Below are 22,917 nucleotides of genomic sequence, written 5' to 3'. Positions count from 1 at the left end.
TTGCAATGACGCAGCTTTCGGCTGCCCAGACTGGGAAGACCAGCTCCTCCGACGGCAGCAAGGCGCTGTACGGAGGCAAGGGCACACGCCGTATCACCGTTCGCGACATCGCTCTCGCCAAGGAACGCGGCGAGAAGTGGCCCATGCTCACCGCCTACGACGCGATGACCGCGTCCGTCTTCGACGAGGCCGGGATCCCGGTCATGCTCGTCGGCGACTCGGCGGGCAACTGCCACCTCGGGTACGAGTCGACCGTGCCCGTCACGCTGGACGAGATGACCATGCTGTCCGCCGCGGTCGTACGGGGCACACAGCGCGCGCTCATCGTCGGCGACCTGCCCTTCGGCTCCTACCAGGAGGGTCCGGTGCAGGCGCTGCGCTCGGCGACCCGGCTGGTGAAGGAGGCGGGCGTGGGTGCCGTGAAGTTGGAGGGCGGTGAGCGGTCCCACGAACAGATCCGGCTGCTCGTCGAGTCCGGTATCCCGGTCATGGCGCACATCGGTCTCACCCCGCAGTCCGTGAACGCGATGGGGTACCGCGTGCAGGGGCGCGGCGAGGAGGCCGCCCAGCAGTTGCTGCGGGACGCCAAGTCCGTGCAGGACGCGGGGGCGTTCGCGGTCGTACTGGAGCTGGTGCCGGCGGAGCTGGCGGCCGAGGTGACTCGGGTGCTGCACATTCCCACGGTCGGGATCGGGGCGGGGGCCGAGACCGACGCCCAAGTCCTGGTGTGGACCGACATGTTGGGGCTTACGGGCGGTCGGATGCCCAAGTTCGTGAAGCAGTACGCCAATCTGCGTGAGGTCATGGGCAACGCGGCGAAGGCGTTCGCGGAGGACGTGGTCGGCGGGGCGTTCCCGCTGGAGGAGCACTCCGTTCACTGAGCGGTTCAGAGCCACTGCGGCACCATGGCAGCCCGCCGAACTTCCCCCGTCGGCGGGCTGCCCCCTCTTTTGCGCCCAAACCGGCGCCGCTCTCGCGGAGGTGGTTGCTCGCCGTCGTGGTTCCTCAATTGATGGTTGCGGTGATCGTCGGAAGACTGTCGCTGCCGTCGGTCAGCTGTCGGTGGCTGTCGGTGGGATGTCGGTGTTCTGTCGGCAGGCCCTGGCAGTGTCATCGGCATGACGCGAATCGACAACACACCCAGCGGCACGGCAGTGACCGTGCGGGGGCTGGTCAAGCACTACGGCGAGACCAAGGCGCTGGACGGCGTCGACCTGGACGTCCGGGAGGGCACCGTGATGGGTGTGCTCGGGCCGAACGGTGCCGGTAAGACCACCCTCGTACGCATCCTGTCCACACTGCTCGCCCCGACCGCCGGCGAGGCCACCGTCGCCGGCTACGACATCCTGCGCCAGCCCCGCCAGCTGCGCCGGGTGATAGGCCTCACCGGCCAGTACGCCTCCGTCGACGAGAAGCTCCCCGGCTGGGAGAACCTGTACATGATCGGGCGGCTGCTGGACCTGTCCCGCAAGGACGCCCGCGCCCGCGCCGACGAGTTGTTGGAGCGGTTCTCCCTCACGGACGCCGCCAAGCGGCCCGCCAGTACGTACTCCGGCGGTATGCGGCGCCGGCTCGACCTGGCCGCCTCGATGATCGGGCACCCGCAGGTGCTGTTCCTCGACGAGCCGACCACCGGTCTCGACCCGCGCACCCGCATGGAGGTGTGGGACGAGGTGAAGTCCATGGTCGGCGGCGGCGTGACCGTGCTGCTCACCACCCAGTACATGGAGGAGGCCGAGGCGCTCGCCTCCGAGCTGACCGTGGTGGACCACGGCAAGGTCATCGCGAACGGCGGGATCGACGAGCTGAAGGCGAAGGTCGGTGGCCGGGCGCTGCGCATCCGGCCCGCCGATCCGCTGCAACTGCGGCCGCTGGCCCACGCGTTGGACGAGCTGGGGATCACCGGCCTGGCCACCGTCACCGTCGACGTGGAGAGCGGCACGGTCCTGGTGCCGATCCTCAGCGACGAGCAACTGACCGCCGTGGTCGGCGCGGTGAGCGCCCGCGGCCTCACCATCGCCTCCATCACCACCGAACTGCCCAGCCTGGACGAGGTGTTCCTCTCCCTCACCGGACACCGCGCCAGTGCCCCGCAGGACTCCGTGCCCACCCCCGACCGCGAGGAGGTCGCCGTATGAGCGCCATCGCCGTGAAGCCCGGCGCCGTCGCGTCGGACCCCCGTATCCCGCTGCGCAACCATCTGCGCCACACCGGCGCCCTGATCCGCCGCAACCTGCTGTGGATCCGGCAGGACCCGGAGTCGATGTTCGACGCCATCCTGTTCCCGGTCATCTTCACGCTGCTGTTCGTGTACGTCTTCGGCGGCTCGATCGGGCAGTCGCTGGGCGGCGGGCAGGAGGCGTACGTGCAGTACGTCGTGCCCGGTCTGCTCGCCATGATGGGGATGAACATGGCCCAGGGGGTGGGCACCGGCTTCAACACCGACTTCCACACCGGGGTCATGGACCGGTTCCGGTCGCTGCCCATCGGGCGGGCCTCGGTGCTGATCGCCAAGATCTCGGTCGAGATGATGCGGATGCTGGTCGCGTCCGCCGTGCTGATGGTCGTCGGTGTCCTCGTCGGCTTCCACATCCACCACTGGCTCGGCATGTTCGCCGCGATCGGACTGTCCGCGGTGTTCGGCTCGGCCCTGATGTGGGTGTTCCTCACCCTCGGCGTGACCATGAAGTCCGCGCAGTCCGTGCAGGCCATGGGCTTCCTGGTGCTGATGCCGCTGCAGTTCGGCTCGTCGATCTTCGCCCCGACCGGTTCGATGCCGGGCTGGCTGCAGAACTTCACCGACTACAACCCGCTCTCCGCCCTGGCGGACGCGGCCCGCGGGCTGATGGTGGGCGGCCCGGTCGCCCACGGCACGCTGCTGACGCTCGCCTGGTCGGTGGGGCTCACCGCGGTGATGGCCCCGATCTCGATCTACAAGTTCCGCACCAAGACCTGACCGGGCATGCGTCCCGTCCCAGCGGGTTCGTGCCGGCTCACACCAGGGCGGCGGCCTCCTTCGCGGAGAGGCCGCCGCCTTCGGCGTACCCGGCCGCGCACTCCTCGTAGGCCGCGTCGCCGAGCCTGCCGCGCGCGTGCAGTTCGGCCCGGCGGTAGACCTCCCGTTCCATGAAGGTCGGGACGTGCCCGGGCGGCAGCAGCGCCTTCGCCGCGACGAGGCAGCGGACGCCGTCCTTGGCCCGGTCGCCGCCGTCGAACTCGGTGAGGGCGACCGCGGCGATCCCCAGATACAGCGAGGTCATGTGCGGGGCGATGGCCTCGGACAGCGGGTCGCCGGCCCGCTTCAGCGCCTTGCGGATCTTGTCCAGGGACTCCTCGTACTCGCCGTCGAGCGCCGCCACCCAGGCCTCCGAGCCGAGGATGAACGCGTCGAAGACGACGAAGTGCGCAATGTGGAACTCCTCGCGCAGCAGGCGCAGTTCCTCGCGTGCCTCGGCGATCCGGCCGGACATGGCGAGGCGGCTCGCGAGGAACATCCGGGCGGCGGGCATCGCCTCGCTGCTCATGCCGCGCGGCCGGTCGATGACCTCGCGCAGGATGCGCTCGCCGCGTTCGAAGTCGCCCTTCTCGATGAGCACACTGCCGAGCCGGGCGCCGAGTACGGCCGTCTGCCCATGGGCACCGAGCCGTTCGGCGTGCTCGATCGCGGCCTCGTAGTCGGCGGCGGCGAGCTGGTACCGGCCGATGCGCTCCCGGGCCTCGGCGCGGGCCGAGAGCGCCTCGGCGACGCCCCAGATGTCACCGATGCGAAGGAAGATCTCCAGCGACTCGTCGGCGTCCCGGGCCGCGTCGCCCGCCCAGTCGGTGCGGTTGGCGAGCATGTTGGCGCGCATCTGGAGGACGGTCGCGAGCTCCCACTCCATGCCGGGGGTGGTCCGGCAGGTGTGGACGTCGGCGTCGAGGATCTCGGGCAGCCGCTGCACGCTGCCGCTCAGCATCACCGCGAAGAACCAGAACATGCCGGGCGTACGGCAGGTCTGCGGCATCCCCGGTTCGTAGACCTGGGCGATGAGGCGCAGTTTCTCCTTCGCGGCCGGTGCCTCCCAGGCGTCCAACTCCGTGTCCATACAGGCCAGATGGGCGAGATGGAGGCCGCGCCGGGCCTCGGCGAGGAGTTCTCCGGTGAGCGGGGGCGGGATGTCGGTGCAGCGCTGCCAGACCGGGGCGGCGCGCTGGACGGGGGCGGCGAAGGGGTCGGGGCCCAGGGCCATGACCTCGACGCACCAGTTGCGGGCCTCGACGCGGACGTCGCGCATCTGCCAGTACCAGATCAGCGACAGGACGAGGCAGATGGCCTCCTGTTCGTCGCGCTCGGCGACGGCGTGCCGCAGGGCGGTGCGGAGGTTCTCGTACTCGCGCTCCAGCCGCTCCACGGCGGCGAGTTGGCCGGGGCCGCGCAGCAACGGGTCGGTGGTGCGGGCGAGTTCGCGGTAGTACGTGAGATGGGCGCGCTCGGCGGCGGGGCGGCGGCCGGACTCCGCGAGCCGTTCGCCGGCGTACTCGGCGACGGTCTCCAGGAGCCGGTAACGCATCTCGCCCTCGCCCGAAGGGGCCGCCACGACAAGGGACTTGTCGACGAGGGAGCCGAGCGCGTCGAACGCGACGGGTCCGCAGACGGCCTCGGCGGCGGCGAGGTCGCAGCCGCCGGCGAACACGGACAGGGTGCTCAGCACGTCCCGCTCGTCCGCGTCGAGCAGGTCCCAGGACCAGTCGACGACGGCCCGCAGGGTCTGCTGCCGGGGCAGGAGCGTACGACTTCCGGAAGTGAGCAGCCGGAAACGGTCGTCGAGCCGGTCGGCGATCTGACGCGGCGTCAACATCCGTAGCCGGGCTGCCGCCAGCTCGATCGCGAGGGGCATGCCGTCGAGCCGTCGGCAGATCTCGGCGCAGGCCTCGATGTCGTCCTCGACCGTGAACCCCGGCCGGGCCGCCGCGCCCCGCTCGGCGAGCAGCCGTAGCGCTACGGGGTCGGGCAGGGGCTCCACCGGGCGCAGCAACTCCCCCGGTACGCCCAGGGGTTCACGGCTGGTGGCGAGCACGGTGAGTTCGGGGCAGCGCTCCAGCAGGGCCTCCACGAGGCGGGCGGCGGCGTCCACGACGTGTTCGCAGTTGTCGAGGACGATCAGCATCCGGCGCCGCCCGCAGTGTTCGGCGAGCCGCTCCACGGGATCGTCGTGCCGGTCTCCCCCGGCGGCCCGGATCGCCTCGGCCCCGGCGCCGTACAGCACGGTCTCGCGCGCCCCGAGGGCGGTGAGCACGGCCTCCGGTACGGCCTCGGGGTCGTCGACGGGGGCGAGTTCGGCCAGCCACACCCCGTCCCGCGCCGCGTCCCGCACCCCTTCGGCGGCCTCCTGCGACAGCCGCGTCTTCCCGGCCCCGCCGGGCCCGAGCAGCGTCACCAGCCGGGCGGCGACGAGATCGGTCCTGATGACGTCGATGTCGGCCTCCCGGCCGACGAAGGAGGTGAGACGGGCGCGGAGGTTGCCGGGAGGTGGTGAGGCGGGGGATTCATCGGTCCCGGTGCGCACGGGGATGGTCCGCGCCCCGCTCTCCCCGTCCGGGGACCGCAGCAACTCCCCGTGCAGCGCCCGCAGTTCGGGCCCCGGGTCGGAGCCCAGCCGGTCCGCGAGCAGTTGCCGTACGTCCTCGTAGGTGGCCAGTGCCTCAGCCGTGCGGCCGGTGGCGCGGAGGGCCTGGAGGCGGAGGGACTGGAGGGGTTCGTCGAGGGGGTGGGTGTCGCACAGGGCGGTCAGTTCGGGCAGGGCGGTGTCCGCGTCGCCCAGGGCCAGGGCCGCCGTCAGACGGGCGCGGCGGGCGTCCAGGTGACGGGTCTCCCAGCGGGCCGCCTCCGCCGTACGGTCGGGGAGGTCCGCGAGGGCCGGGCCGCCCCACAGGGCCAGCGCGTCGTCCAGGGCCTCCGCCGCCTTCGCGGGGTTGCCGTCGGCCAGCGCCCGCAGCCCCTCGGCGGTCAGCCGCTCGAAACGGTGCAGGTCGATGTCGTCCGCGGCGACGGCGAGCCGGTAGCCGCTCTCCGTCGAGCCGATCGCGTCCGCGCCGAGCGCCCGGCGCAACCTGCCCACCAGCGCCTGCAGCGCACCCGTCGCGTCGGCGGGCGGGTCGGCGCCCCACACCTCGTCCACCAGGAAGCTCGCGGGCACGGCCCGGTCGGGCCGCAGGGCGAGCACGGTGAGCAGGGCACGCAGCCGCGCCCCGCCGACCGGGACGGGCGTTCCGTCGGAGCGAAGTGCCTGGGTGGTGCCGAGGATGCGATAGCGCACGGGGTCCATTGTCTCCGGTGGCGACGGAAGCGGTCACGGGGTTGTGGCGGCGCGGCGCCGGGCACGGCGTACGTGAGCCGCCGCCCCCTGAGAAGGGGGGTGACGGGATCGCGGATCGCGTGCCAGAGTCCCATGCGCCCACCTTCCCCGGAACCGGTGGCCACCCGCGAGACGTTTTCCCTTGTGCCCGGTACCGTCGGGCTTCGCGAACCACCGACCCCCAGCAGGGAGCCCGCCCCCATGACCGCCACCACCACCCGCCCGAGCGACCGGCGGATCAGTCCCGTCTTCCTCGGGATCCTGGCCGTCACAGCGGTGACCGGCTGGGCCACCTGGAGCGGGTTCGCCGAGAAGCCGGGCATCGCCGTGTTCCTGTTCGTGACGGCGGCCTGGATCGTCTCCTTGTGTCTGCACGAGTACGCGCACGCGCGCACCGCGCTGCACAGCGGCGACAGCTCAGTAGGGGAAAAGGGGTATCTGAGCCTGAATCCTCTCGCCTACACGCACGCCCTGCTCAGCATCGTGCTCCCGGTGATCTTCGTCATCATGGGCGGCATCGGTCTGCCGGGCGGGGCGGTGTTCATCGAACGCAACCGCATTCACGGCCGCTGGAAGCACAGCCTGATCTCGGCGGCGGGCCCGCTGACGAACGTACTGTTCGCGGCGGTCTGCACGGCCCCGTTCTGGCTGCACTCCCTCGACGGGGTGCCGGCCGACTTCCAGTACGCGCTGGCCTTCCTGGCCCTGCTCCAGGTGACCGCGGCGATCCTGAACTTCCTGCCGGTGCCGGGCCTGGACGGCTACGGCGTGATCGAGCCCTGGCTGTCGTACGACATCAAGCGGCAGGTCGAGCCGTTCGCGCCGTTCGGCCTGCTGTTCGTGTTCGCGCTGCTGTGGGTGCCGTCGATCAACCGGGAGTTCTTCGACATGGTCGACGCGATCCTGCGGGGGCTGGGCGTCAGCGACTGGCAGACGTCGAGCGGCTACAGCCTCTACCAGTTCTGGCGGTAGGAAAGGTCTCAGGCCGCGCGTCCGCGCTTCAGGTAGTACCAGCACATGTTGGACGAGAGGCCGGCCAGCAGGACCCACACGATGCCGATCCAGCTGCCCTCCACGAAGGAGACGACCGCGGCCGCCACGGCGAGCAGGCAGACGACGAGGGCGTAGAGGGCGAGGCGGGGCATGGGATCGGCTCCTGTCGGCAGAACGAAGACATAACAAAGGGGACACTGCTGGTCGGTCGCCACCAGTGTCCCCCACCCGCTCAGACGTCCGTGACGCGCAGTCCCGCGTGCGCCTTGTAGCGGCGGTTGACGGAGATCAGGTTCGCGACCAGGGACTCCACCTGGTGGGCGTTGCGCAGCCGGCCCGCGAAGACACCCCGCATGCCGAGGATACGGCCGGCCAGCGCCTGCACGATCTCGACGTCGGCGCGCTCCTCGCCCAGCACCATCACGTCCGTGTCGATCTCGTCGATCTCCGTGTCCATGAGCAGGACGGCCGACAGGTGGTGGAAGGCGGCGGCGACCCGCGAGTCGGGCAGCAGGGCGGCGGCCTGTTCGGCGGCGCTGCCCTCCTCCGGCTTCAGCGCGTAGGCGCCCTTCTTGTCGAAGCCGAGCGGGTTGACGCAGTCGACGACGAGCTTCCCGGTCAGTTCCTCGCGCAGCGACTCCAGCGTCTTGCCGTGGCCTTCCCAGGGCACGGCGACGATCACGATGTCGCTGCGGCGCGCGGTCTCCGCGTTGTCGGCGCCCTCGACACCGTGGCCGAGTTCGTCGGCGGCGGCCTGCGCGCGGTCGGCGGCGCGGGAACCGATGATCACCTTCTGGCCGGCCTTGGCGAGCCGATAGGCGAGGCCCTTGCCCTGCGGCCCGGTCCCGCCGAGCACGCCGACGACCAGTCCGGAGACGTCGGGAAGGTCCCACGGGTCCTTGGCGGGGGCCTTCGCCGGGGGCGTCGCGGGGGTCTGTGCAGCACTGTCGGTAGAGGTCATGGGCCGACTTTACGTCCGCCTCCGCACCCGTATCGGCTCAGGTGAGGTCCGTCACGGGCACCCGCCGGAACGTGATCGTCTCGTACGCCCCGAAGTCCCCGGTCTCGTAGAGGAGTCCGACCGTGTCGTCGTCTACGCGGACGAGGTCGGAGTAGGCGGCGGGCAGGCCGTCGACCGTGAACGCCGGGCGCCAGGTGACGCCGCCGTCGGCCGAGTCGCGCAGGGTCATCAGGGCGCGGGCGGCCGGGTCGCCGGGGCCGGAGTACAACAGCACGTCGGGGTCGCGGAGTTGGAGGACGCTGCCCTCGCAGACGGGGGCGGCGAGGCCGGCCTGCGGGCGGAACGGCTTGACGAGGGTCTTGCCGCCGTCCTCGGAGTACGCGTCGGCGCGGTTGCCGGGGGACGGGGAGTCGTTGCGGGTGTTGAAGTAGACGCGCCCGTCCGGGAGTTCGGCGGCGGTGGTCTCGTTGCAGTTGACGTAGCCGTCGGTGTTCTCGTCGACGTAGCCGAGGTACCAGGTCTCGCCGCCGTCGTCGCTGAGCAGGCAGTGGCCGCTGTTGTACTCGGCCTCGTTGCCGACGTCGGTGCCGGTGGGCGGGACGGTGTGGTTGCCGGGGACGACCACGCGGCCGGTGCTCAGCTGGATGGCGTGCCCGGGGGTGGTGGCGTACCAGCGCCACTCGGGCTTCTTCACCTGCTCGGTGATCTCCTTCGGGCTGGACCAGGTGACCCCGTCGTCGTCGCTGTACGTCACCCACACCCGCCGTCCGTCGGCCGGCTTCACCTTGCCGCGCAGGATGGCGTCCTCGCTCGCGGAGGCGGCCGAGCGGACGTGGACGAGCAGGATGCGGCCGGTGTCCAGGACGACGGGGGCCGGGTTGCCCGCGAGGTCGGTGCCGTTGTCGGCGGCGACGGTCAACGGGCTCCAGGTGCGCCCGCCGTCCGTGGAGCGGCGCAGGACGATGTCGATGTGGCCGTAGTCGCTCGCGGAGGCGATCCGGCCCTCGCAGAACGCGAGGAGGGTACCGGCGCGGGAGACCACGACCGCCGGGATCCGGTAACTCGCGTAGCCCCCCTGCCCCGCGCTGAACGGAACGGTGACTTCTGCGGTGTCTGTCATGGGGCGGCTCCTTGTGCGACGTGATGTGCGGCCGATGAGCCCGCAACCATCCCCAAGTTGGGCGAATTCGTGGTGAACTCCACGTCACGAGTGACCGGTTGCGGCAGGATGCGCGGACATGGACGCCGTACGGGTCGCGCTGCTGCGTGAAGTGCTCGCCGGGACCGAGTGGTTGGGGGCCACGCGACGGTTCGCGGGGGTGCTGCGCGGGTCCGTGGTGGCGCACGGGGGCGGGCTGCTGCTGGTGGGCACGCCCGCGTACGAGCCGTGGCATCTCGCGGCCCATCTGGTCGACGAGGCCGCCTGGTCGGGCACACCGGAACTGACCCCGACTCTGGTACGGCACGACGCGCGCCCCTCCGACCCGGCCCATCTCGCCGTCGGACTCGGCCGGATCGAGGCGGCCCGGCGCGGCGAGACACTGCTCGTCGTGTCGCCAGAGGGGCCGGGCGATCCGCTCCTGGAACGGGTGCACGACGCCCGCCGGGCCGGCGCGACCGTCCTCTCGCTGGGCTCCGGGAACCGCGAACTGACGTCCCTGGCCCACGAGTCGCTCGCCGTCCCCGAGGGCACGGACCTGGATCTCGACACCGTGCAGCATCTGGTGAGCGCGGCGGCCGGGGAGAACGTGTTGCCTGCGGCGCGGGGGCGGAGGCGGTTCCGGGACCGGCTGTCACGGCTGACCGACCAACTGACGGCCCCGCCGCCCGCCCGTTGGTGATTTTCCCGCCCGCCCACCCGTCTCGGTCAGTTGAGAGGTGGACGACAAAAAGCGGTTGCCTCGCCCCCCTCCCCCGCGTGATCGTGGCCGCTTGTGACCGTCTCCGGCCTGCGTGCCCTCCTCCCCGACCTCGCCCCCTGGCACGCCTCCGCCGACTTCCGCAGACTCTGGCTCGCGGGGCTGGTCTCGAACTTCGGGAACTTCCTGACGTTCGTCGCGCTCCCGGTGCAGATGAAGGAACTCACCGGCTCCGCCGCGGCGGTGGGCGCGATCGGTGCCGTGGAACTCGTGCCGCTGATCGTGTTCGGGCTCTACGGCGGTGCGCTCGCCGACGCGTGGGACAAGCGGAAGCTGATCGTCTGGACCGAGGTGGGACTGGGCGTGCTGTGCGGGCTGCTGCTGCTCAACTCGCTGCTGCCGAGGCCCGCCGTATGGCCGCTGTACGTGATCGCGGCGCTGACTTCCGTCCTCGGTTCGGTCCAGCGGCCGGCCCTGGACTCGCTGTGGCCGCGGATCGTGGCGCACGAGCACATGACGGCCGCGTCCACGCTCAACTCGCTGCGCTGGACAGTCGGCGGGGTCATGGGCCCGGCGCTGGCGGGCGTGGTGGTGGCGTTCGCGGGGCTGCCCTACGCGTACGCGGCGGACGTGCTGACGTTCGTCGTGTCCGTGGTGCTGATCTTCCGGATCGCCGCCTCCCCCGGGGCTCATGAGGCGCAGAAGCCGTCCCTGCGGTCGATCGTGGAGGGCGCCCGGTACGCGTGGAGCCGCAAGGAGCTGCTCGGCACGTACGCGATCGACCTGGCGGCGATGTTCTTCGCGATGCCGCTGGCGGTGCTGCCGTTCCTCGCGGACGACCTGCACGCGGAGTGGGCGCTCGGGCTGATGTACTCGGCGGTCCCGGCCGGCGCCCTGCTGGTGAGCGTGACCAGCGGCTGGACCTCGCGGATCCACCGGCACGGGCGGATGGTGGTGCTGGCCGCCGCGCTGTGGGGCGCGGCGATCGCCTGCGCGGGTGCCGTGGGCAACGTATGGCTGGTACTGCTGTTTCTCACCGTCGCGGGCGGCTGCGACATGGTGAGCGGCATCTTCCGCGGGGTGATCTGGAACCAGACGATCCCGGACGAGCTGCGCGGGCGGCTCGCCGGGATCGAGCTGCTGTCCTACTCGGTGGGCCCGCAGCTGGGCCAGGTCAGGTCCGGTGGCATGGCCGCGCTGTCCGGGGTGCGGACCTCGGTGTGGGCGGGCGGGCTGATGTGCGTGGGCGCGGTGGGGCTGCTGGCCGTAGGACTGCCGAAGCTGATGTCGTACGACGCGAGGACGGACGAGCACGCGCTGCGGCTGAAGGCGCGGCGGGCGGCCACGACCCCGGCCGAGGTCTGATCAGTCGTCCTCGGCGCTCCCCTTCGTGGCGTCGTGCCACTTGGGGTCGTTCTCCCACTCCAGGTTGCGCTCGCGGGCCGTCTCCATCGCGTGCTCGGCCTCCGCGCGGGTGGCGTACGGCCCGAAACGGTCCTTGGCCGGGCACTCCGGCCCCTCCTCGACCTTCTTGTGTTCGAGGCAGTAGTACCACTCGCCGGGCTTCCCGACCGTGCGCTTCTTGAACAGGGCCATCAACGGCTCCTTTCCCTACGGCCATGTTCCCCCATGTCCGCTGGTTAGACTCGCTGGCATGTCTGGCCAGTCGCTGCTCGTACCAGGGGAGCTCTCTCCCACCCGTTCCGTGCCCGGAAACATCCGTCGCCCCGAGTACGTCGGCAAGCCCGCGCCGACCCCGTACACCGGGCCGGAGGTGCAGACCCCCGAGACGATCGAGGCGATGCGGATCGCCGGGCGGATCGCCGCGCGGGCGATGGCGGAGGCCGCGAAGGTCATCTCGCCGGGGGTGACCACGGACGAACTCGACCGGGTGGCGCACGAGTACATGTGCGACCACGGCGCCTATCCGTCGACGCTCGGCTACCGCGGCTTCCCCAAGTCCCTGTGCACCTCGCTCAACGAGGTGATCTGCCACGGCATTCCGGACTCCACGGTGCTGCGCGACGGCGACATCATCAACCTCGACGTGACGGCGTACATCGGCGGGGTGCACGGCGACAACAACGCGACGTACCTGGTCGGCGACGTCGACGAGGAGAGCCGCCTGCTGGTCGAGCGCACCCGCGAGTCGCTGGACCGGGCGATCAAGGCGGTAAAGCCCGGCCGCCAGATCAACATCATCGGCCGGGTCATCGAGTCGTACGCCAAGCGCTTCGGGTACGGCGTGGTCCGGGACTTCACCGGCCACGGCATCAACTCGTCCTTCCACTCCGGCCTGATCGTCCCGCACTACGACAGCCCGCACGCGACGACGGTCATCCAGCCCGGGATGACGTTCACGATCGAGCCGATGCTGACGCTGGGGACGTACGAGTACGACATGTGGGACGACGGGTGGACGGTCGTCACGAAGGACCGGAAGCGGACGGCGCAGTTCGAGCACACGCTGGTGGTGACGGAGACGGGGGTGGAGGTGCTCACGCTGCCGTAACGCCTCAAGACCCACTCTCCGCCGAGGGTGGGTCTTTTCTTGTACGCTTTTACCGACAGGGTGTCGGCAAACCTGTTGACTTAGGTAAGCCTTACCTTAGAGGATAGGCCCCATGGACTCCTTCTCGACAGTCATCCGCACCGCGTCCCACGAACAGCACGTGGAGGCCGAGACCTCCAGCTTCATGAGCGATCTGCTCGGCGGCCGGCTGGGCGTGGACGCGTACGCCCGCTACACCGAGCAACTTTGGTTCGTGTACGAGGCGTTGGAGACCGGTGCGGAGCGCCTCGCGGCGGATCCGGTGGCCGGGGCGTTCGTCCAGGCCGAGTTGTTCCGACTGCCCGCACTGGAGCGGGACTTGGCGCATCTGCGGGGTGCGAACTGGCGATCCGGGCTGACCGCGTTGCCAGCGACGCGGGCCTATGCGGAACGGGTGCGGGAGTGCGCGGAGTTGTGGCCCGCCGGGTACATCGCCCACCACTACACGCGTTACCTCGGGGATCTCTCCGGCGGGCAGATCATCCGGGACAAAGCGGAACGGACGTGGGGGTTCGCGCGGAAGGGGGACGGCGTGCGGTTCTACGTCTTCGAGGAGATCGGCAACCCGGCGGCGTTCAAGCGGGGGTACCGGGAGTTGCTGGACGGGCTTCCGGTCGATGACCTGGAGAAGCAGCGGGTGGTGGCGGAGTGCAAGCGTGCGTTCGCGTTGAACACGGGGGTGTTCCGGGCGTTGGGTGAGGAGTTTCCGCTGAGCGCGTGACGTCCGGCGGCGCCTGCGGGGCCACCGTCACAAGAAGCGCAGTTGCTCCATCGCCGTGCGCAAGTCACCGACCCAGCGGGCGTAGGCGGGAACCTGCTGCAACACCGCCAAGGACACGTGCTGACCCAGCCGATCGAAGTCGTACTCCGGCCGGTGCCGTGGGCCGAACGCCTCGGCCAGAGCCTTCTTCGGATCCGGAACCTTCTCGATGTCGCGAGGTGACCCGATCAGGTTCCGTACCGACGCCTCCGCCGTCGCGGTCGGCAGCGCGGCAGCGCGGCAGCGCGGCAGCGTCGGCGAGCATCCAGGCCTCCGTCTCCCGCACGGGGACGATCCCGATAAGCCGGTCCGCCGCCGCACCGCCGAGCCTCGCACGGACGGACTCGACTTTGCCCCGCTCGTTGTGGTCGTGATGGATCAGCACGATGTCCATGTGTTCCAGGAGCAAGGCGACCTCCTTGACCACGTCGTCGCGCGGCGCGACCGTGAAACGGCTTCCGGGCGCGGTGCCTCCGAAATCGAATCCAGGAGCGGACTCCGGCTCCAGCGCCGCCACTTGGCGGTCGATGAGCGGCAGCAGGAACCACTGGTCACTGAGCCCTTCGGTGAGCAGCGCAATGCTCAAGTACCTAAGACCCATGCGCGTATCCCACCGGGTCCAGGTACTGGCGTACTTCCATGGGCGTGACGTACGTGCCGCGCTCACCTGTCACGCCGACCTTCCGGGCCCGCGTCAATCTGGTCGGCGACTCTCTTCGCTCCAGCCGTGTGACCGTGTCCATGAACACCACGTCCTGTGAGGCCTCGTCCAGGAGCGAGGCCAGTACGACGGGAGAGTGGGAAGTGACGATGATCTGGCGGAGCGTGCCACGAACGCCTTCGTCGGGTTGCGTGTACGTGGCGAGATCCGTGACGCGTCCTTTCAGCCGCTCCAGCAGACGTGGGACGCGATTCGGGTGCAGGCCGTTCTCGGGTTCTTCGACCATCAGCACACCGGGGTGAGCCGGATCATGCGCGGCGGCGAGCAGGGCGAGGACCCGCAGCGTCCCGCCGGACACGACTCGCGGTGCCATCCTCGGCTCGTACTTGTGCTGGATCCAGATGTCCCACTTGGCGTGGTCTTCGTCCTGTACGACTTCGATCTCCCGCACGTCGGGCAGAACAGCCGCCACGTCGGCCAGGAAAGCGGCCTTTCGCTCCGGTCTCCTCCACAACCGGCCGAGTACGGCACCGAGGTTACGACCGTCCTCGGTCAACGCCTCGGTGTCGTACGCGTCGGCGGGTTGGCGCATGGCATCGGGCAGAGGATCCAGCAGGCGCCAGCCGCCGGTTGCTCGCTCCAGAGCGCGGTGCACCGCAGCATCAAGGCGAGGTTCCTCTCCCGGCTCCCCCCCGTACACCTGGGGAGCCGATTCGTCGATATCAGCGGCCACCTGTTCCTGCAGCGGAAGACCGGAGCTGCCCACTCCCCCGAAGAGCACCGCTACTTCCAACGGGTCCGGCGCCTCGCGATAGCCGATGTACGCGTGGACCCCTACGTGAACCACCCCGAACTCCGAGGTCTCCAGCAGAACATTCGCGCCGATGTGGATCTGCTCCACCAGGCTCCCGTCCGGACGCCGCCGGAACAGTTCACGCGGTCCGCCCCGTCTGGCATGGCGGACCAGCGTCTGACTGCCAGGGTTTCGTACTAGATGACCGAGCAGCGCGATCGCTTCCAGCAGATTGGACTTGCCGGAGCCGTTCGCCCCCAGCAGGACCAGGAAAGGCGGAACGTCGAGTGAGAAGTCGTCGAACGTCTTGAGGCCGTCGATCTCGATCCGGGTGATCACTGCTGCTCCTCACTCACCGCGTGTACGCGAAGCGGTTGCGCGGCCACACTATCCGTCCCCCTTCCGCCGTACGGTCAGCGGCTCGGTCGCGTGTACGCGCAGCGCAGGGCCCTCGTCCAGCGTCAGTACCACCGTGCGTTCGTGCGATTCGTGCTGCTCGGTATGGACGTCGAGGACCGCACGCCATGCACCCCATACCCGCACGTACTGCCCGGGGCGGACCATGACCGCCGCGACCTCCGTCACGACAGGCTCAGCCACGATGTCCGGCGCCTTCAGCTCCGCGAACACCGTTTTGCCGATCCCGCCCGCACGTTTCTCCACTCCCCAGCGATGGGCGAGCGCCTCGACCAGGAGCAGCCCGCGCCCACCCGTCTCCTCGTCTCCGGGCTCCCGTAACTCCGGCGTCCCCGCACCGGCGTCGCTGACCTCCAGCCGCAGCATCCCCTCGTCCACCTTGCGCACGATCCGTACGCCTACCTGGCGATCGCTCGGCACGGGGACGCGCAGCGCGTTGGTCACGAGTTCCGAGAGCACCAACTCGGCGTTGGCCAGCACCTCTTGATCGATACCCCAGTCACCGAGCACCGCGAGCAGCGCGGCCCGCGCTCTGGGCACGCTGCGATGGCAGCGGGGCAGCCGGAAGGTGACTTCGTTCGGTGCGGCCATGCGGTGGCCTCCTCGGGACTCGGCGACTGTGACGAACTCCCCGCAGTGCGGCTCCGGTTGGAGTCGCGGACATCAGCAGAATGCCCAAGGATGATGCGCGTCTGCAACGTTGCCGACTAGGATGATGCCGATATTCACTCCTTCGAGTTAAGTCACCGCCATTGCATCTGCCGTCCTGCTAGAAGGTGTTGCCATGCTTGCGAAAAGCACCACCCCGAACCCTTCGACCGTCCTGGGCCGTCAACTCGGCGACGAATTGCGCAGGTTGCGGGAAGCGGCGGAACTGACCACCGCCCAGGCGGCCGAAGCACTGGACTGCACCAAGGGCAAGATCAGCCGGATCGAGAATGGCCGGGTCGCCGTCCGGCTCCCGGACCTAACCGCGATGCTGCACGCCTACGGAGCGACGGACACCGAGCTGCGCGGTCGGCTCTCGGAGTTGGCCCGGAAGGCCAACCGCCGTCGCAGGCAAGGGTGGTGGAACGAGTACGGATCAGTGCTCGCGGACACCTACCGCGATTACATCGCCCTGGAGGCCATGGCCGGGACGATCCATACGTTTCAGGCGCAACTGGTTCCCGGCCTGCTCCAGACTCCGGAGTACACCCGCGCCGTCACCGTCGCCTCGCGGCAGTGGCAGACGGCGGACGAGATCGAGAAGTTCGTCCAGGTGCGTCTCGCCCGTCAGGAACGCCTCACCGGGGACTCCCCGCTCCACCTCTGGGCAGTCCTGTCGGAGGCGGTACTCCTCCAACAGGTCGGCGGGCCGGATGTGATGAAAGGGCAGCTGGCGCAGTTGCTGGCCGCCTCGGAGCAGTCAAATGTGACCATCCAGGTGCTGCCGTTCTCCCACGGCGCCCATGCGAGTATGTTCGGGCCGTACGTAGTCTTGGGTTTCCCCGAGGAGGCAGCACTCGACGTAGTGCTGGCGGACAACCCGACCGGCTCCATGTGGTTCGAACGGGAAACTGAAGTCGCCCGGTACCAGGAGCTGTTCGACGCCGCGCGCACGTCCGCGCTCTCTCCCGTGGAATCCCTCGCCGTCATCCGACACAGGGCCAAGGAGCACAGGGCATGAACACCGCACGCCACAGCACGCCGGACCTGTCGGGCGCGAGGTGGCGGTGCAGTAGCTACAGCGGTGGCAACAACGAGTGCCTCGAACTCGCCCCCGAAATCGCCGGCTTGGCCCCCGTCCGCGACAGCAAAAACCCCACCGGTCCGGTCATACCCTTTGGCCGCACCGCCTGGAGTTTCTTCGTCGCGCAGGTCAAGTAACCCTGTTCCCATAGGCGTTCAGCGCTCCAGGAACACCCGCCCCCCAACCTCCACCCATCCCCCCGGCTGCGGCGCCGTAAGAATCTGCGACCCCGCGCCCTGCGTGATGTTGAGAGCGCGGCCCAACTGGTCCGTCAGCAGCAACGCCGCCGCTCCCGTCGCCTCGTCCTCGTGGATGCCGTCGTCCCGGCCGGGGAAGGCGCGGGCGCGGACGCGGCCCGCTGCCTCGTCCTCCCAGGCCCAGGCGTAGATCCACTCGCCGGGCGGGGGGACGGGCAGGGCGTCGACCTCGGTGGCGGTGGCGTACTGGCGCAGGGTGCGCGGCGGGGCCCACTCCGGGAGGGCCTCGATCCAGCTGAACTCGCCGTCCAGGCGGGCGCCGACTATGCCTGCGGGGATGACCAGTTCGGGTATGTCCAGGAGCCAGGCCGTGCCGACGCAGGGGTGGCCGGCGAAGGGCAGGCGCAGGGTGGGGGTGTAGATGTCGATGACTCCGCGCTCGGGGTCGTCGACGAACACCGTCTCGCTGAAGCCGAGTTTCCCGGCGAACAGCTGTCGCTCGTCCGGGTCCGGCATGACGGAACCCTCGCGGACGACGCCGAGTTCGTTGCCGTATCCGCCACTTGGGCCGCAGAAGACACGCAGTACGTCGTAGTCGGTCACGGGGGAATTGAAGCACCCGCCGGGGTGGTCCCGTACATCGAGTACGGGACCACCCCGCCCCAGGCTTACGCCTCCGTACGCCGCCTGCGCATCGCGAACACCACGCCCGCGCCCGCCGCCACCGTCACCGCGGCTGCCGCGCCCAGTGCCGTTACCGGTACGTCGGAACCCGTCGAGGCGAGGGAGCCGGTCGCGCCGCCTGTCGTGGAACCTGTGACGCCGCCCGAAGTCGAGCCCGTCGTACCGGAGTTGCCGGAGGAGCCCGAGGACCCCGTGCCGGTCGACGACGACGAGCCGTCCGAGGGGAGGTCGGCGTCGTCGGTCAGCGCCACCGTCAGGTCGAGGGGGTCGAGTGCCGCGCCGGTCTGGTAGAAGCCGCCGAAGGCCTTCGCTCCGGCCGCCGTCAGGGTGGCGGTGACGTCGTCGAGGGTGATGACGTCATTCGTCGCGGTGAGGTCGGTCGAGCCCGCCTTCAGGTCGGCCAGGACCACGTCCTCGGACTTCTCGCCCAGGCTCGTCACGTCCGCCGTCAGTGTGCCGGAGCCGCCGTCGAGGGTCGCCTTGAGGTCGGTGAAGGTGAGGTCGAGGCCGTAAGTGCCGTTGTCCTCATGGCCCTTGAAGTTCACCGCGCCCTCGAAGGCGGCGGAGAGGGTGTCGGCGTCGGTGTCGTAGCCGCCGGTCGCGCCGGTGAAGGTGAAGAGGCCGTTGCCGGTGGCCTGGGCGGCGCCGTCGGAAGTCGTGATCTTGCCGTTGGCGACGCTGCCTACGACGTAGGAGCGGAAGGACTCCTTGACGCCCCAGGTGAGGGTGCCGTCCGCGATGTCGCCCTTGGTGGCGGCCGGTTCGGAGGCGGTGTCCGAAGGGCTCGCGGTGTCGGAGGGCGTGGCGCTCGGGGTCGTACTCGGGGTGGCCGTCTTGGTGGGGGTGGGGGACGGGGACGCCGACTCCGTCGACGAGTTGGACGGGGTCGGGGACGTCGTCGACACCGGCTTGACCGCCGACAGCGGGTCGCCGGCCGCGTTGGCGTACGACGGGCTGCCGAGGAAGTCGGCCGCCGCGCTGGTCAGCGTGGTGGCCAGGTTCGCCAGGTCCTGGCTGGTGGGCGCGGCGACCGTGGCGAGCGTCACGTCCTGCTGCTTGGCGCCGCCGTCGGAGACCAGGTCGGCGGTGAGGGTGCCCGCCGCGCTGTCGTACTGGAAGTCCGACATCTCCCGCACGAAGCCGTGCAGCGTCGACTTGGCGGTGACCGTGCCCTTGAAGGTGAGGTGCAGGGTGTGGCCGGCGGTGTCGTAGGTGCCCGTGCCTGCGGTGAAGGTGAAGGCGCCGTTCTCGGCGGCCTGCGAGGCGCCGTCCGTCGCGGTGAAGGAGCCCGCGGCGGCGCCGGTCACATAGCTGCGGTACGACTGCTTGATGTCCCAGGTCAACTCGTAGCCGCTGAGCGGGACTTCGGCCGCCGACGCGGTGGTCGTGGCGAGCGCGGTGGCGCCGAGCGCGGCGGCGGTCGCGACGGCCGCGGCGAGGGCGAGGGACGGGCGAGGTCGTCTGACGGGCATGGCCTTGGTTCTCCTTGAGAGATGAGTGGGTGGTCCGGTGGTCTGCCAACACGCGGACCGGGTACGGGGGTTACTCCGCTTCCGGTGACGCGCTGCCGGTCGCCGGGCGGGTGCGGCGCCTGCGGACGACGACGAGCGCGGACACCGCGGCCACCAGCAGCAGGGCGCCGGCCCCGAGAGTGATCGGCAGGGCGGTCGAACTGCCGCTGCCTGAGGTGGAGTTGTCGGCCACCGGCTCGGCAGAGTCCGAGGGCTTGGCCGACGGTTCCTCCGGGGTCCCGGTCACCGTGGGTGCAGTGCCCAGGTCGGGCAGCGCGGGCAACTTCGCGTCGTCGGTGAGGGCGACGGCCAGGGACACGGGGTCCATGGCAGTGCCCGCCTGGTACATCCCGCCGAAGGCTTTGGCGCCCTGCGCGGTGAGTTTCGCGGGTGCCTCGGTGAGCTTCGCGAGCCCCTTGACCGCCTTGAGGTTCCTGGCGGTGAAGGTGACCAGCGGGACCTTCTTCCCCGTGAAGTCGCTGTCGGCGCCCGCCACATCGGCGTAGAGCGTGCCCTTGCCGGCCTTGACGGTCGCCCGGACTCCGCTGATCCTCAGGTCGAGGCCCTGCGCGCCGGTGAAGCGCACCGCGCCCTTGAACGAGGCGGTCAACTCGCCGTTCTTGTACGTCCCTTCGCCGTCGGGGAAGCGGAAGAGGGCGCCGCCGTCCTCGGCTCCCGCCGACAGCGTCCACGACGGTCCGCCGGGGGACGTCTTCACCGAGGCGTTGCTCTCGGACGTCTACGACCAGCCGGTCGAGGTGTTTCCGCATCCGCGTACGGGGGCGGCCGTCGTGGCTCCGCGGCGGACCGCTTGACCTTTCATTGACCTTTCCTTGGCATCCATTTTCCGCCGTCGAGATCAAGCCGTGTCTGTGATTCTTCTGTGGGCAGTGAATACCCACCCGGGCGGGTATGAGTGAGGTAAGCCTCAGGTAAGTTAGGGCAGCCTCACCACAGTGCCGAACCACAGTGCCTCGCCGCACACTCTCGCTTGGAGCCTGCATGCGTGCCGTCCGACTTCCCGTCGTCACCGCTGTCGCCGCCGCGGCAGCACTGACCGCCGTCACGGCGTGCACCGCGAAGAGCGACGCCAAGGACGGTGACGCGATCCAGGTCACCGCGGCCGACTCCAAGTGCACGACCTCGACGAAGTCGATACCGGCCGGCCAGGTCACGCTGAAGATCGAGAACACCGGCTCGAAGGCGACCGAGGTCGAGATCCTCTTCCCGGACGACCGGATCGTCTCCGAGAAGGAGAACATCGGGCCGGGGACGAAGTACACGCTCACCGCCGAGGTGAAGGCGGGGGCGTACGAGATCGCCTGCCGGCCCGGGATGAAGGGGCACGGCGTTCGGCAGAAGCTGACCGTCACCGGGGGCAGCGCCGCCAAGCGCGACCCGAAGCTGGACGCGGCCGTCGCCGCCTACCGCGAGTACGCGCAGAACGAGGCGGACGCGACGATCCCGAAGGTGGAGACGTTCGTCAACGCCATCAAGGCGGGCGACCTCACCGCCGCCAAGAACGCCTACGCCCCCTCCCGCGTCGGCTGGGAGAGCACCGAGCCGATCGCCGAGTCGTTCGGGGACATCGACCCGAAGACCGACACCCGCGCCGACGGCCTGGAGAAGGGCCAGAAGTGGACCGGCTGGCACGCGCTGGAGAAGGCGCTGTGGGAGGACAAGAAGATCGGCGCCGAGCAGAAGGCCCTGGCCGACGAGCTGCTCACCGATCTGAAGGACTGGCAGCAGCGGGTCGGCAAGGCCGAGATCACCCCGACCTCCATGGCCAACGGCGCCAAGGAACTCCTCGACGAGGTCGCCACCGGCAAGGTCACCGGCGAGGAGGACCGCTACTCGCACACCGACCTGAGCGACTTCAAGGCCAACGTCGACGGCGCGGAGAAGGCGTACGAGCTGCTGAAGCCGGTCGCGCAGAAGAACGACGCGGCGCTGACCGCCGAGCTGGACAAGCAGTTCGCCGCGATCGACACGCTGCTCGACAAGTACCGGTCGACCTCGACCTCGGACGGCTTCGTGTCGTACGACAAGGTCACCGCAGACCAGCGCAAGGAGCTGTCGGACGCGGTCAACGCCCTCGCGGAGCCGCTGTCCAAGCTCGCCGCCGCCGTTGTGAAGTAGGCCTGAAATGACCGAAGTTCAGGAAACCGAAGTCCAGCAGAGCGGTGCTCCCTCCCGTCGTTCGCTGATCGGCTGGGGCGGTGCCGGGCTCGCGCTCGGTGCCGTCGCGGCCGGTGGCGGGGTCGCGATGAGCCGGGTCGGCGACGACGTCGACCCCACGGCTGCCGAGACGGGTGCCGCGGTCGCCTTCCACGGCGCCAACCAGGCGGGCATCGCCACGCCTGTGCAGGACCGGCTGCACTTCGCCGCGTTCGACGTGAAGACCGACGACCGCGCCGAGTTCGTGCAGATGCTGAAGGACTGGACGGCCGCCGCCCGTCGGATGACCGGCGGGCACGCGGTCGGCGAGGGGGCCTACGGCGGGCTCGCCGAGGCACCGCCGGACGACACCGGTGAGGCGCTGGGCCTGAAACCCTCGCGGCTGACCCTCACCATCGGGTTCGGGCCGTCGTTCTTCGAGAAGTTCGGGCTCAAGGACAGCCGTCCGGAAGCGCTCGTCGACCTTCCGCAGTTCCCCGGCGAGAACTTCGACAAGTCCCGTACGGGCGGCGACCTTTGCGTCCAGGCCTGCGCGGACGACCCGCAGGTCGCCGTGCACGCGATCCGCAACCTGGCCCGGATCGGCTTCGGCAAGGTCGCCGTCCGCTGGTCCCAACTCGGCTTCGGGAAGACCTCGTCGACGACCCCCGGGGCACAGACCCCGCGCAATCTCATGGGGTTCAAGGACGGCACCCGCAACATCGCGGGGACGGAAACGGACCGGCTGAAGAAGTTCGTGTGGGTCGCCGAGGGTGACAACAGCGCGAACTCGGCCTGGATGACCGGGGGTTCGTATCTCGTCGCCCGGCGCATCCGGATGAACATCGAGACCTGGGACCGGACCTCGCTCCAGGAGCAGGAGGACGTCTTCGGCCGCGACAAGGGCGAGGGCGCGCCGGTCGGCAAGGCGAAGGAGCACGACGCGCCGTTCCTGAAGGCGATGAAGCCCGACGCGCACGTCCGGCTCGCGCACCCCGACTCCAACGGCGGGGTCACCATCCTGCGCCGGGGCTACTCCTTCACCGACGGCACCGACGGCCTCGGCCGGCTCGACGCGGGCCTGTTCTTCCTGGCCTACCAACGCGACGTGCGCAAGGGGTTCATCCCGCTGCAGCGCAGGCTGTCGGCGACCGACGCGCTCAACGAGTACATCCAGCACGTGGGTTCGGCGGTCTTCGCCGTCCCGCCGGGCGTCCGTGACGAGGACGACTGGTGGGGCAGCGCGCTGTTCTCCACGGAAGCCAAGGAAGCCAAGAAAGCCAAAGAAGCGAAGGAGTCGTAGACC

23 protein-coding genes and 1 pseudogene are annotated in these 22,917 nt (G+C 70.0%); 13 read left to right on the top strand and 11 right to left on the bottom strand.

Features of this window, described 5'->3' with window-relative positions; translation table 11 throughout:
- Positions 1-5: 5 nt before the first annotated feature.
- The 3 genes from panB to ACIBJH_RS12490 all read left to right on the top strand — a co-directional run bounded on the left by panB (position 6) and on the right by ACIBJH_RS12490 (position 2,956).
- The gene (panB, locus tag ACIBJH_RS12500) at positions 6-881 is read left to right on the top strand and encodes a 3-methyl-2-oxobutanoate hydroxymethyltransferase (RefSeq protein WP_399116800.1); all 876 of its coding nucleotides are present in this window, start codon (positions 6-8) and stop codon (positions 879-881) included.
- Between the two features lie 237 nt (positions 882-1,118).
- The gene (locus ACIBJH_RS12495; RefSeq protein WP_399116798.1) at positions 1,119-2,138 is read left to right on the top strand and encodes an ATP-binding cassette domain-containing protein; all 1,020 of its coding nucleotides are present in this window, start codon (positions 1,119-1,121) and stop codon (positions 2,136-2,138) included.
- Positions 2,135-2,956: an ABC transporter permease gene (locus ACIBJH_RS12490; RefSeq protein ID WP_399116797.1), complete on the top strand. Its 822-nt coding sequence runs from the start codon at positions 2,135-2,137 to the stop codon at positions 2,954-2,956. Before ACIBJH_RS12495 ends, ACIBJH_RS12490 begins: the two co-directional genes overlap by 4 nt.
- Positions 2,957-2,993: 37 nt before the next feature.
- Here ACIBJH_RS12490 and ACIBJH_RS12485 read toward each other — a convergent pair whose 3' ends face one another.
- The gene (locus ACIBJH_RS12485) at positions 2,994-6,305 is read right to left on the bottom strand and encodes an AfsR/SARP family transcriptional regulator (protein WP_399116796.1); all 3,312 of its coding nucleotides are present in this window, start codon (positions 6,303-6,305) and stop codon (positions 2,994-2,996) included.
- A gap of 231 nt (positions 6,306-6,536) precedes the next feature.
- Between ACIBJH_RS12485 and ACIBJH_RS12480 the strand changes: the two genes are divergently transcribed.
- A complete protein-coding gene (locus ACIBJH_RS12480) occupies positions 6,537-7,307 on the top strand; it encodes a site-2 protease family protein (protein ID WP_399116795.1) in 771 nt (256 codons plus the stop codon).
- Between the two features lie 8 nt (positions 7,308-7,315).
- Here the strand turns inward: ACIBJH_RS12480 and ACIBJH_RS12475 are convergent, their stop codons facing one another.
- From ACIBJH_RS12475 to ACIBJH_RS12465, 3 genes are all read right to left on the bottom strand, one after another.
- Complete coding sequence (locus tag ACIBJH_RS12475) at positions 7,316-7,480, bottom strand: hypothetical protein (RefSeq protein ID WP_019067288.1); 165 nt, start codon at positions 7,478-7,480, stop codon at positions 7,316-7,318.
- A gap of 80 nt (positions 7,481-7,560) precedes the next feature.
- Complete coding sequence (gene npdG / locus ACIBJH_RS12470) at positions 7,561-8,289, bottom strand: NADPH-dependent F420 reductase (RefSeq protein ID WP_399116794.1); 729 nt, start codon at positions 8,287-8,289, stop codon at positions 7,561-7,563.
- Positions 8,290-8,326: 37 nt separating this feature from the next.
- Positions 8,327-9,409 carry an exo-alpha-sialidase gene (locus ACIBJH_RS12465; RefSeq protein ID WP_399116793.1) on the bottom strand — a complete coding sequence of 361 codons (1,083 nt, stop codon included), beginning with the start codon at positions 9,407-9,409 and terminating at the stop codon, positions 8,327-8,329.
- 118 nt (positions 9,410-9,527) lie between these two features.
- On the opposite strand from ACIBJH_RS12465, the gene ACIBJH_RS12460 reads away from it, so the two are divergent.
- Both ACIBJH_RS12460 and ACIBJH_RS12455 read left to right on the top strand, forming a co-directional pair.
- A complete protein-coding gene (locus ACIBJH_RS12460; RefSeq protein ID WP_399116792.1) occupies positions 9,528-10,130 on the top strand; it encodes a hypothetical protein in 603 nt (200 codons plus the stop codon).
- A 93-nt stretch (positions 10,131-10,223) separates the two neighbouring features.
- Positions 10,224-11,513: an MFS transporter gene (locus ACIBJH_RS12455; RefSeq protein ID WP_399116791.1), complete on the top strand. Its 1,290-nt coding sequence runs from the start codon at positions 10,224-10,226 to the stop codon at positions 11,511-11,513.
- Here ACIBJH_RS12455 and ACIBJH_RS12450 read toward each other — a convergent pair whose 3' ends face one another.
- Positions 11,514-11,744: a hypothetical protein gene (locus ACIBJH_RS12450; protein WP_043686978.1), complete on the bottom strand. Its 231-nt coding sequence runs from the start codon at positions 11,742-11,744 to the stop codon at positions 11,514-11,516.
- A 58-nt stretch (positions 11,745-11,802) separates the two neighbouring features.
- Here ACIBJH_RS12450 and map point away from each other — a divergent pair, with 58 nt between their 5' ends.
- On the top strand, positions 11,803-12,660 hold the full coding sequence (gene map, locus ACIBJH_RS12445) for a type I methionyl aminopeptidase (protein WP_201050608.1): 858 nt from the start codon (positions 11,803-11,805) through the stop codon (positions 12,658-12,660).
- Positions 12,661-12,772: 112 nt separating this feature from the next.
- Positions 12,773-13,420: a heme oxygenase (biliverdin-producing) gene (locus ACIBJH_RS12440; RefSeq protein ID WP_399116790.1), complete on the top strand. Its 648-nt coding sequence runs from the start codon at positions 12,773-12,775 to the stop codon at positions 13,418-13,420.
- A 64-nt stretch (positions 13,421-13,484) separates the two neighbouring features.
- Here the strand turns inward: ACIBJH_RS12440 and ACIBJH_RS12435 are convergent, their stop codons facing one another.
- Genes ACIBJH_RS12435 through ACIBJH_RS12425 form a run of 3 tightly spaced genes read right to left on the bottom strand, consistent with a single transcriptional unit; the run spans position 13,485 to position 15,921 of the window.
- The gene (locus tag ACIBJH_RS12435; RefSeq protein WP_399116789.1) at positions 13,485-14,045 is read right to left on the bottom strand and encodes a hypothetical protein; all 561 of its coding nucleotides are present in this window, start codon (positions 14,043-14,045) and stop codon (positions 13,485-13,487) included.
- Positions 14,046-14,049: 4 nt separating this feature from the next.
- On the bottom strand, positions 14,050-15,252 hold the full coding sequence (locus ACIBJH_RS12430; protein ID WP_399116788.1) for an AAA family ATPase: 1,203 nt from the start codon (positions 15,250-15,252) through the stop codon (positions 14,050-14,052).
- A 48-nt stretch (positions 15,253-15,300) separates the two neighbouring features.
- Complete coding sequence (locus tag ACIBJH_RS12425; protein WP_399116787.1) at positions 15,301-15,921, bottom strand: ATP-binding protein; 621 nt, start codon at positions 15,919-15,921, stop codon at positions 15,301-15,303.
- Between the two features lie 193 nt (positions 15,922-16,114).
- Between ACIBJH_RS12425 and ACIBJH_RS12420 the strand changes: the two genes are divergently transcribed.
- Positions 16,115-16,999, top strand: coding sequence for a helix-turn-helix domain-containing protein (locus ACIBJH_RS12420; protein ID WP_399116786.1), 885 nt, complete (start codon positions 16,115-16,117; stop codon positions 16,997-16,999).
- On the top strand, positions 16,996-17,199 hold the full coding sequence (locus ACIBJH_RS12415) for a DUF397 domain-containing protein (RefSeq protein WP_399116785.1): 204 nt from the start codon (positions 16,996-16,998) through the stop codon (positions 17,197-17,199). The genes ACIBJH_RS12420 and ACIBJH_RS12415 overlap by 4 nt, the downstream gene beginning before the upstream one ends.
- Positions 17,200-17,217: 18 nt before the next feature.
- Here ACIBJH_RS12415 and ACIBJH_RS12410 read toward each other — a convergent pair whose 3' ends face one another.
- The 3 genes from ACIBJH_RS12410 to ACIBJH_RS12400 form a co-directional block, all read right to left on the bottom strand.
- Positions 17,218-17,862: a PhzF family phenazine biosynthesis protein gene (locus tag ACIBJH_RS12410; RefSeq protein ID WP_399116784.1), complete on the bottom strand. Its 645-nt coding sequence runs from the start codon at positions 17,860-17,862 to the stop codon at positions 17,218-17,220.
- 65 nt (positions 17,863-17,927) lie between these two features.
- Entirely contained in the window at positions 17,928-19,415 is a 1,488-nt protein-coding gene (locus ACIBJH_RS12405; protein ID WP_399116783.1) for an HtaA domain-containing protein, read from the bottom strand.
- 70 nt (positions 19,416-19,485) lie between these two features.
- Positions 19,486-20,172, bottom strand: coding sequence for an HtaA domain-containing protein (locus tag ACIBJH_RS12400; protein ID WP_399116782.1), 687 nt, complete (start codon positions 20,170-20,172; stop codon positions 19,486-19,488).
- On the opposite strand from ACIBJH_RS12400, the pseudogene ACIBJH_RS12395 reads away from it, so the two are divergent.
- The 3 genes and pseudogenes from ACIBJH_RS12395 to efeB all read left to right on the top strand — a co-directional run.
- Positions 20,147-20,269 (top strand): annotated as a pseudogene (locus ACIBJH_RS12395) (hemin ABC transporter ATP-binding protein); the annotation flags it as partial. The gene ACIBJH_RS12400 and the pseudogene ACIBJH_RS12395 overlap by 26 nt on opposite strands.
- Positions 20,270-20,456: 187 nt before the next feature.
- Positions 20,457-21,593: an iron uptake system protein EfeO gene (gene efeO / locus ACIBJH_RS12390; RefSeq protein ID WP_399116781.1), complete on the top strand. Its 1,137-nt coding sequence runs from the start codon at positions 20,457-20,459 to the stop codon at positions 21,591-21,593.
- A gap of 7 nt (positions 21,594-21,600) precedes the next feature.
- Entirely contained in the window at positions 21,601-22,914 is a 1,314-nt protein-coding gene (efeB, locus tag ACIBJH_RS12385) for an iron uptake transporter deferrochelatase/peroxidase subunit (protein ID WP_399116780.1), read from the top strand.
- Positions 22,915-22,917: the final 3 nt, after the last annotated feature.

The sequence above is a fragment of the Streptomyces sp. NPDC050548 genome (assembly GCF_044457385.1).
Classification (GTDB): Bacteria; Actinomycetota; Actinomycetes; order Streptomycetales; family Streptomycetaceae; genus Streptomyces.
The sequence above is the reverse complement of the archived record's forward strand: the minus strand, read 5'-3'. Positions and strand labels throughout refer to the sequence as shown.

What these genes read in the sequence shown, in the direction of transcription:
- panB (WP_399116800.1), top strand. Translation starts at nt 6, where the DNA reads ATGACGCAGCTTTCGGCTGCCCAGACTGGGAAGACCAGCTCCTCCGAC.
- ACIBJH_RS12495 (WP_399116798.1), top strand. Translation starts at nt 1,119, where the DNA reads ATGACGCGAATCGACAACACACCCAGCGGCACGGCAGTGACCGTGCGG.
- ACIBJH_RS12490 (WP_399116797.1), top strand. Translation starts at nt 2,135, where the DNA reads ATGAGCGCCATCGCCGTGAAGCCCGGCGCCGTCGCGTCGGACCCCCGT.
- ACIBJH_RS12485 (WP_399116796.1), bottom strand. Translation starts at nt 6,305, where the DNA reads ATGGACCCCGTGCGCTATCGCATCCTCGGCACCACCCAGGCACTTCGC.
- ACIBJH_RS12480 (WP_399116795.1), top strand. Translation starts at nt 6,537, where the DNA reads ATGACCGCCACCACCACCCGCCCGAGCGACCGGCGGATCAGTCCCGTC.
- ACIBJH_RS12475 (WP_019067288.1), bottom strand. Translation starts at nt 7,480, where the DNA reads ATGCCCCGCCTCGCCCTCTACGCCCTCGTCGTCTGCCTGCTCGCCGTG.
- npdG (WP_399116794.1), bottom strand. Translation starts at nt 8,289, where the DNA reads ATGACCTCTACCGACAGTGCTGCACAGACCCCCGCGACGCCCCCGGCG.
- ACIBJH_RS12465 (WP_399116793.1), bottom strand. Translation starts at nt 9,409, where the DNA reads ATGACAGACACCGCAGAAGTCACCGTTCCGTTCAGCGCGGGGCAGGGG.
- ACIBJH_RS12460 (WP_399116792.1), top strand. Translation starts at nt 9,528, where the DNA reads ATGGACGCCGTACGGGTCGCGCTGCTGCGTGAAGTGCTCGCCGGGACC.
- ACIBJH_RS12450 (WP_043686978.1), bottom strand. Translation starts at nt 11,744, where the DNA reads ATGGCCCTGTTCAAGAAGCGCACGGTCGGGAAGCCCGGCGAGTGGTAC.
- map (WP_201050608.1), top strand. Translation starts at nt 11,803, where the DNA reads ATGTCTGGCCAGTCGCTGCTCGTACCAGGGGAGCTCTCTCCCACCCGT.
- ACIBJH_RS12440 (WP_399116790.1), top strand. Translation starts at nt 12,773, where the DNA reads ATGGACTCCTTCTCGACAGTCATCCGCACCGCGTCCCACGAACAGCAC.
- ACIBJH_RS12425 (WP_399116787.1), bottom strand. Translation starts at nt 15,921, where the DNA reads ATGGCCGCACCGAACGAAGTCACCTTCCGGCTGCCCCGCTGCCATCGC.
- ACIBJH_RS12420 (WP_399116786.1), top strand. Translation starts at nt 16,115, where the DNA reads ATGCTTGCGAAAAGCACCACCCCGAACCCTTCGACCGTCCTGGGCCGT.
- ACIBJH_RS12415 (WP_399116785.1), top strand. Translation starts at nt 16,996, where the DNA reads ATGAACACCGCACGCCACAGCACGCCGGACCTGTCGGGCGCGAGGTGG.
- ACIBJH_RS12405 (WP_399116783.1), bottom strand. Translation starts at nt 19,415, where the DNA reads ATGCCCGTCAGACGACCTCGCCCGTCCCTCGCCCTCGCCGCGGCCGTC.
- efeO (WP_399116781.1), top strand. Translation starts at nt 20,457, where the DNA reads ATGCGTGCCGTCCGACTTCCCGTCGTCACCGCTGTCGCCGCCGCGGCA.
- efeB (WP_399116780.1), top strand. Translation starts at nt 21,601, where the DNA reads ATGACCGAAGTTCAGGAAACCGAAGTCCAGCAGAGCGGTGCTCCCTCC.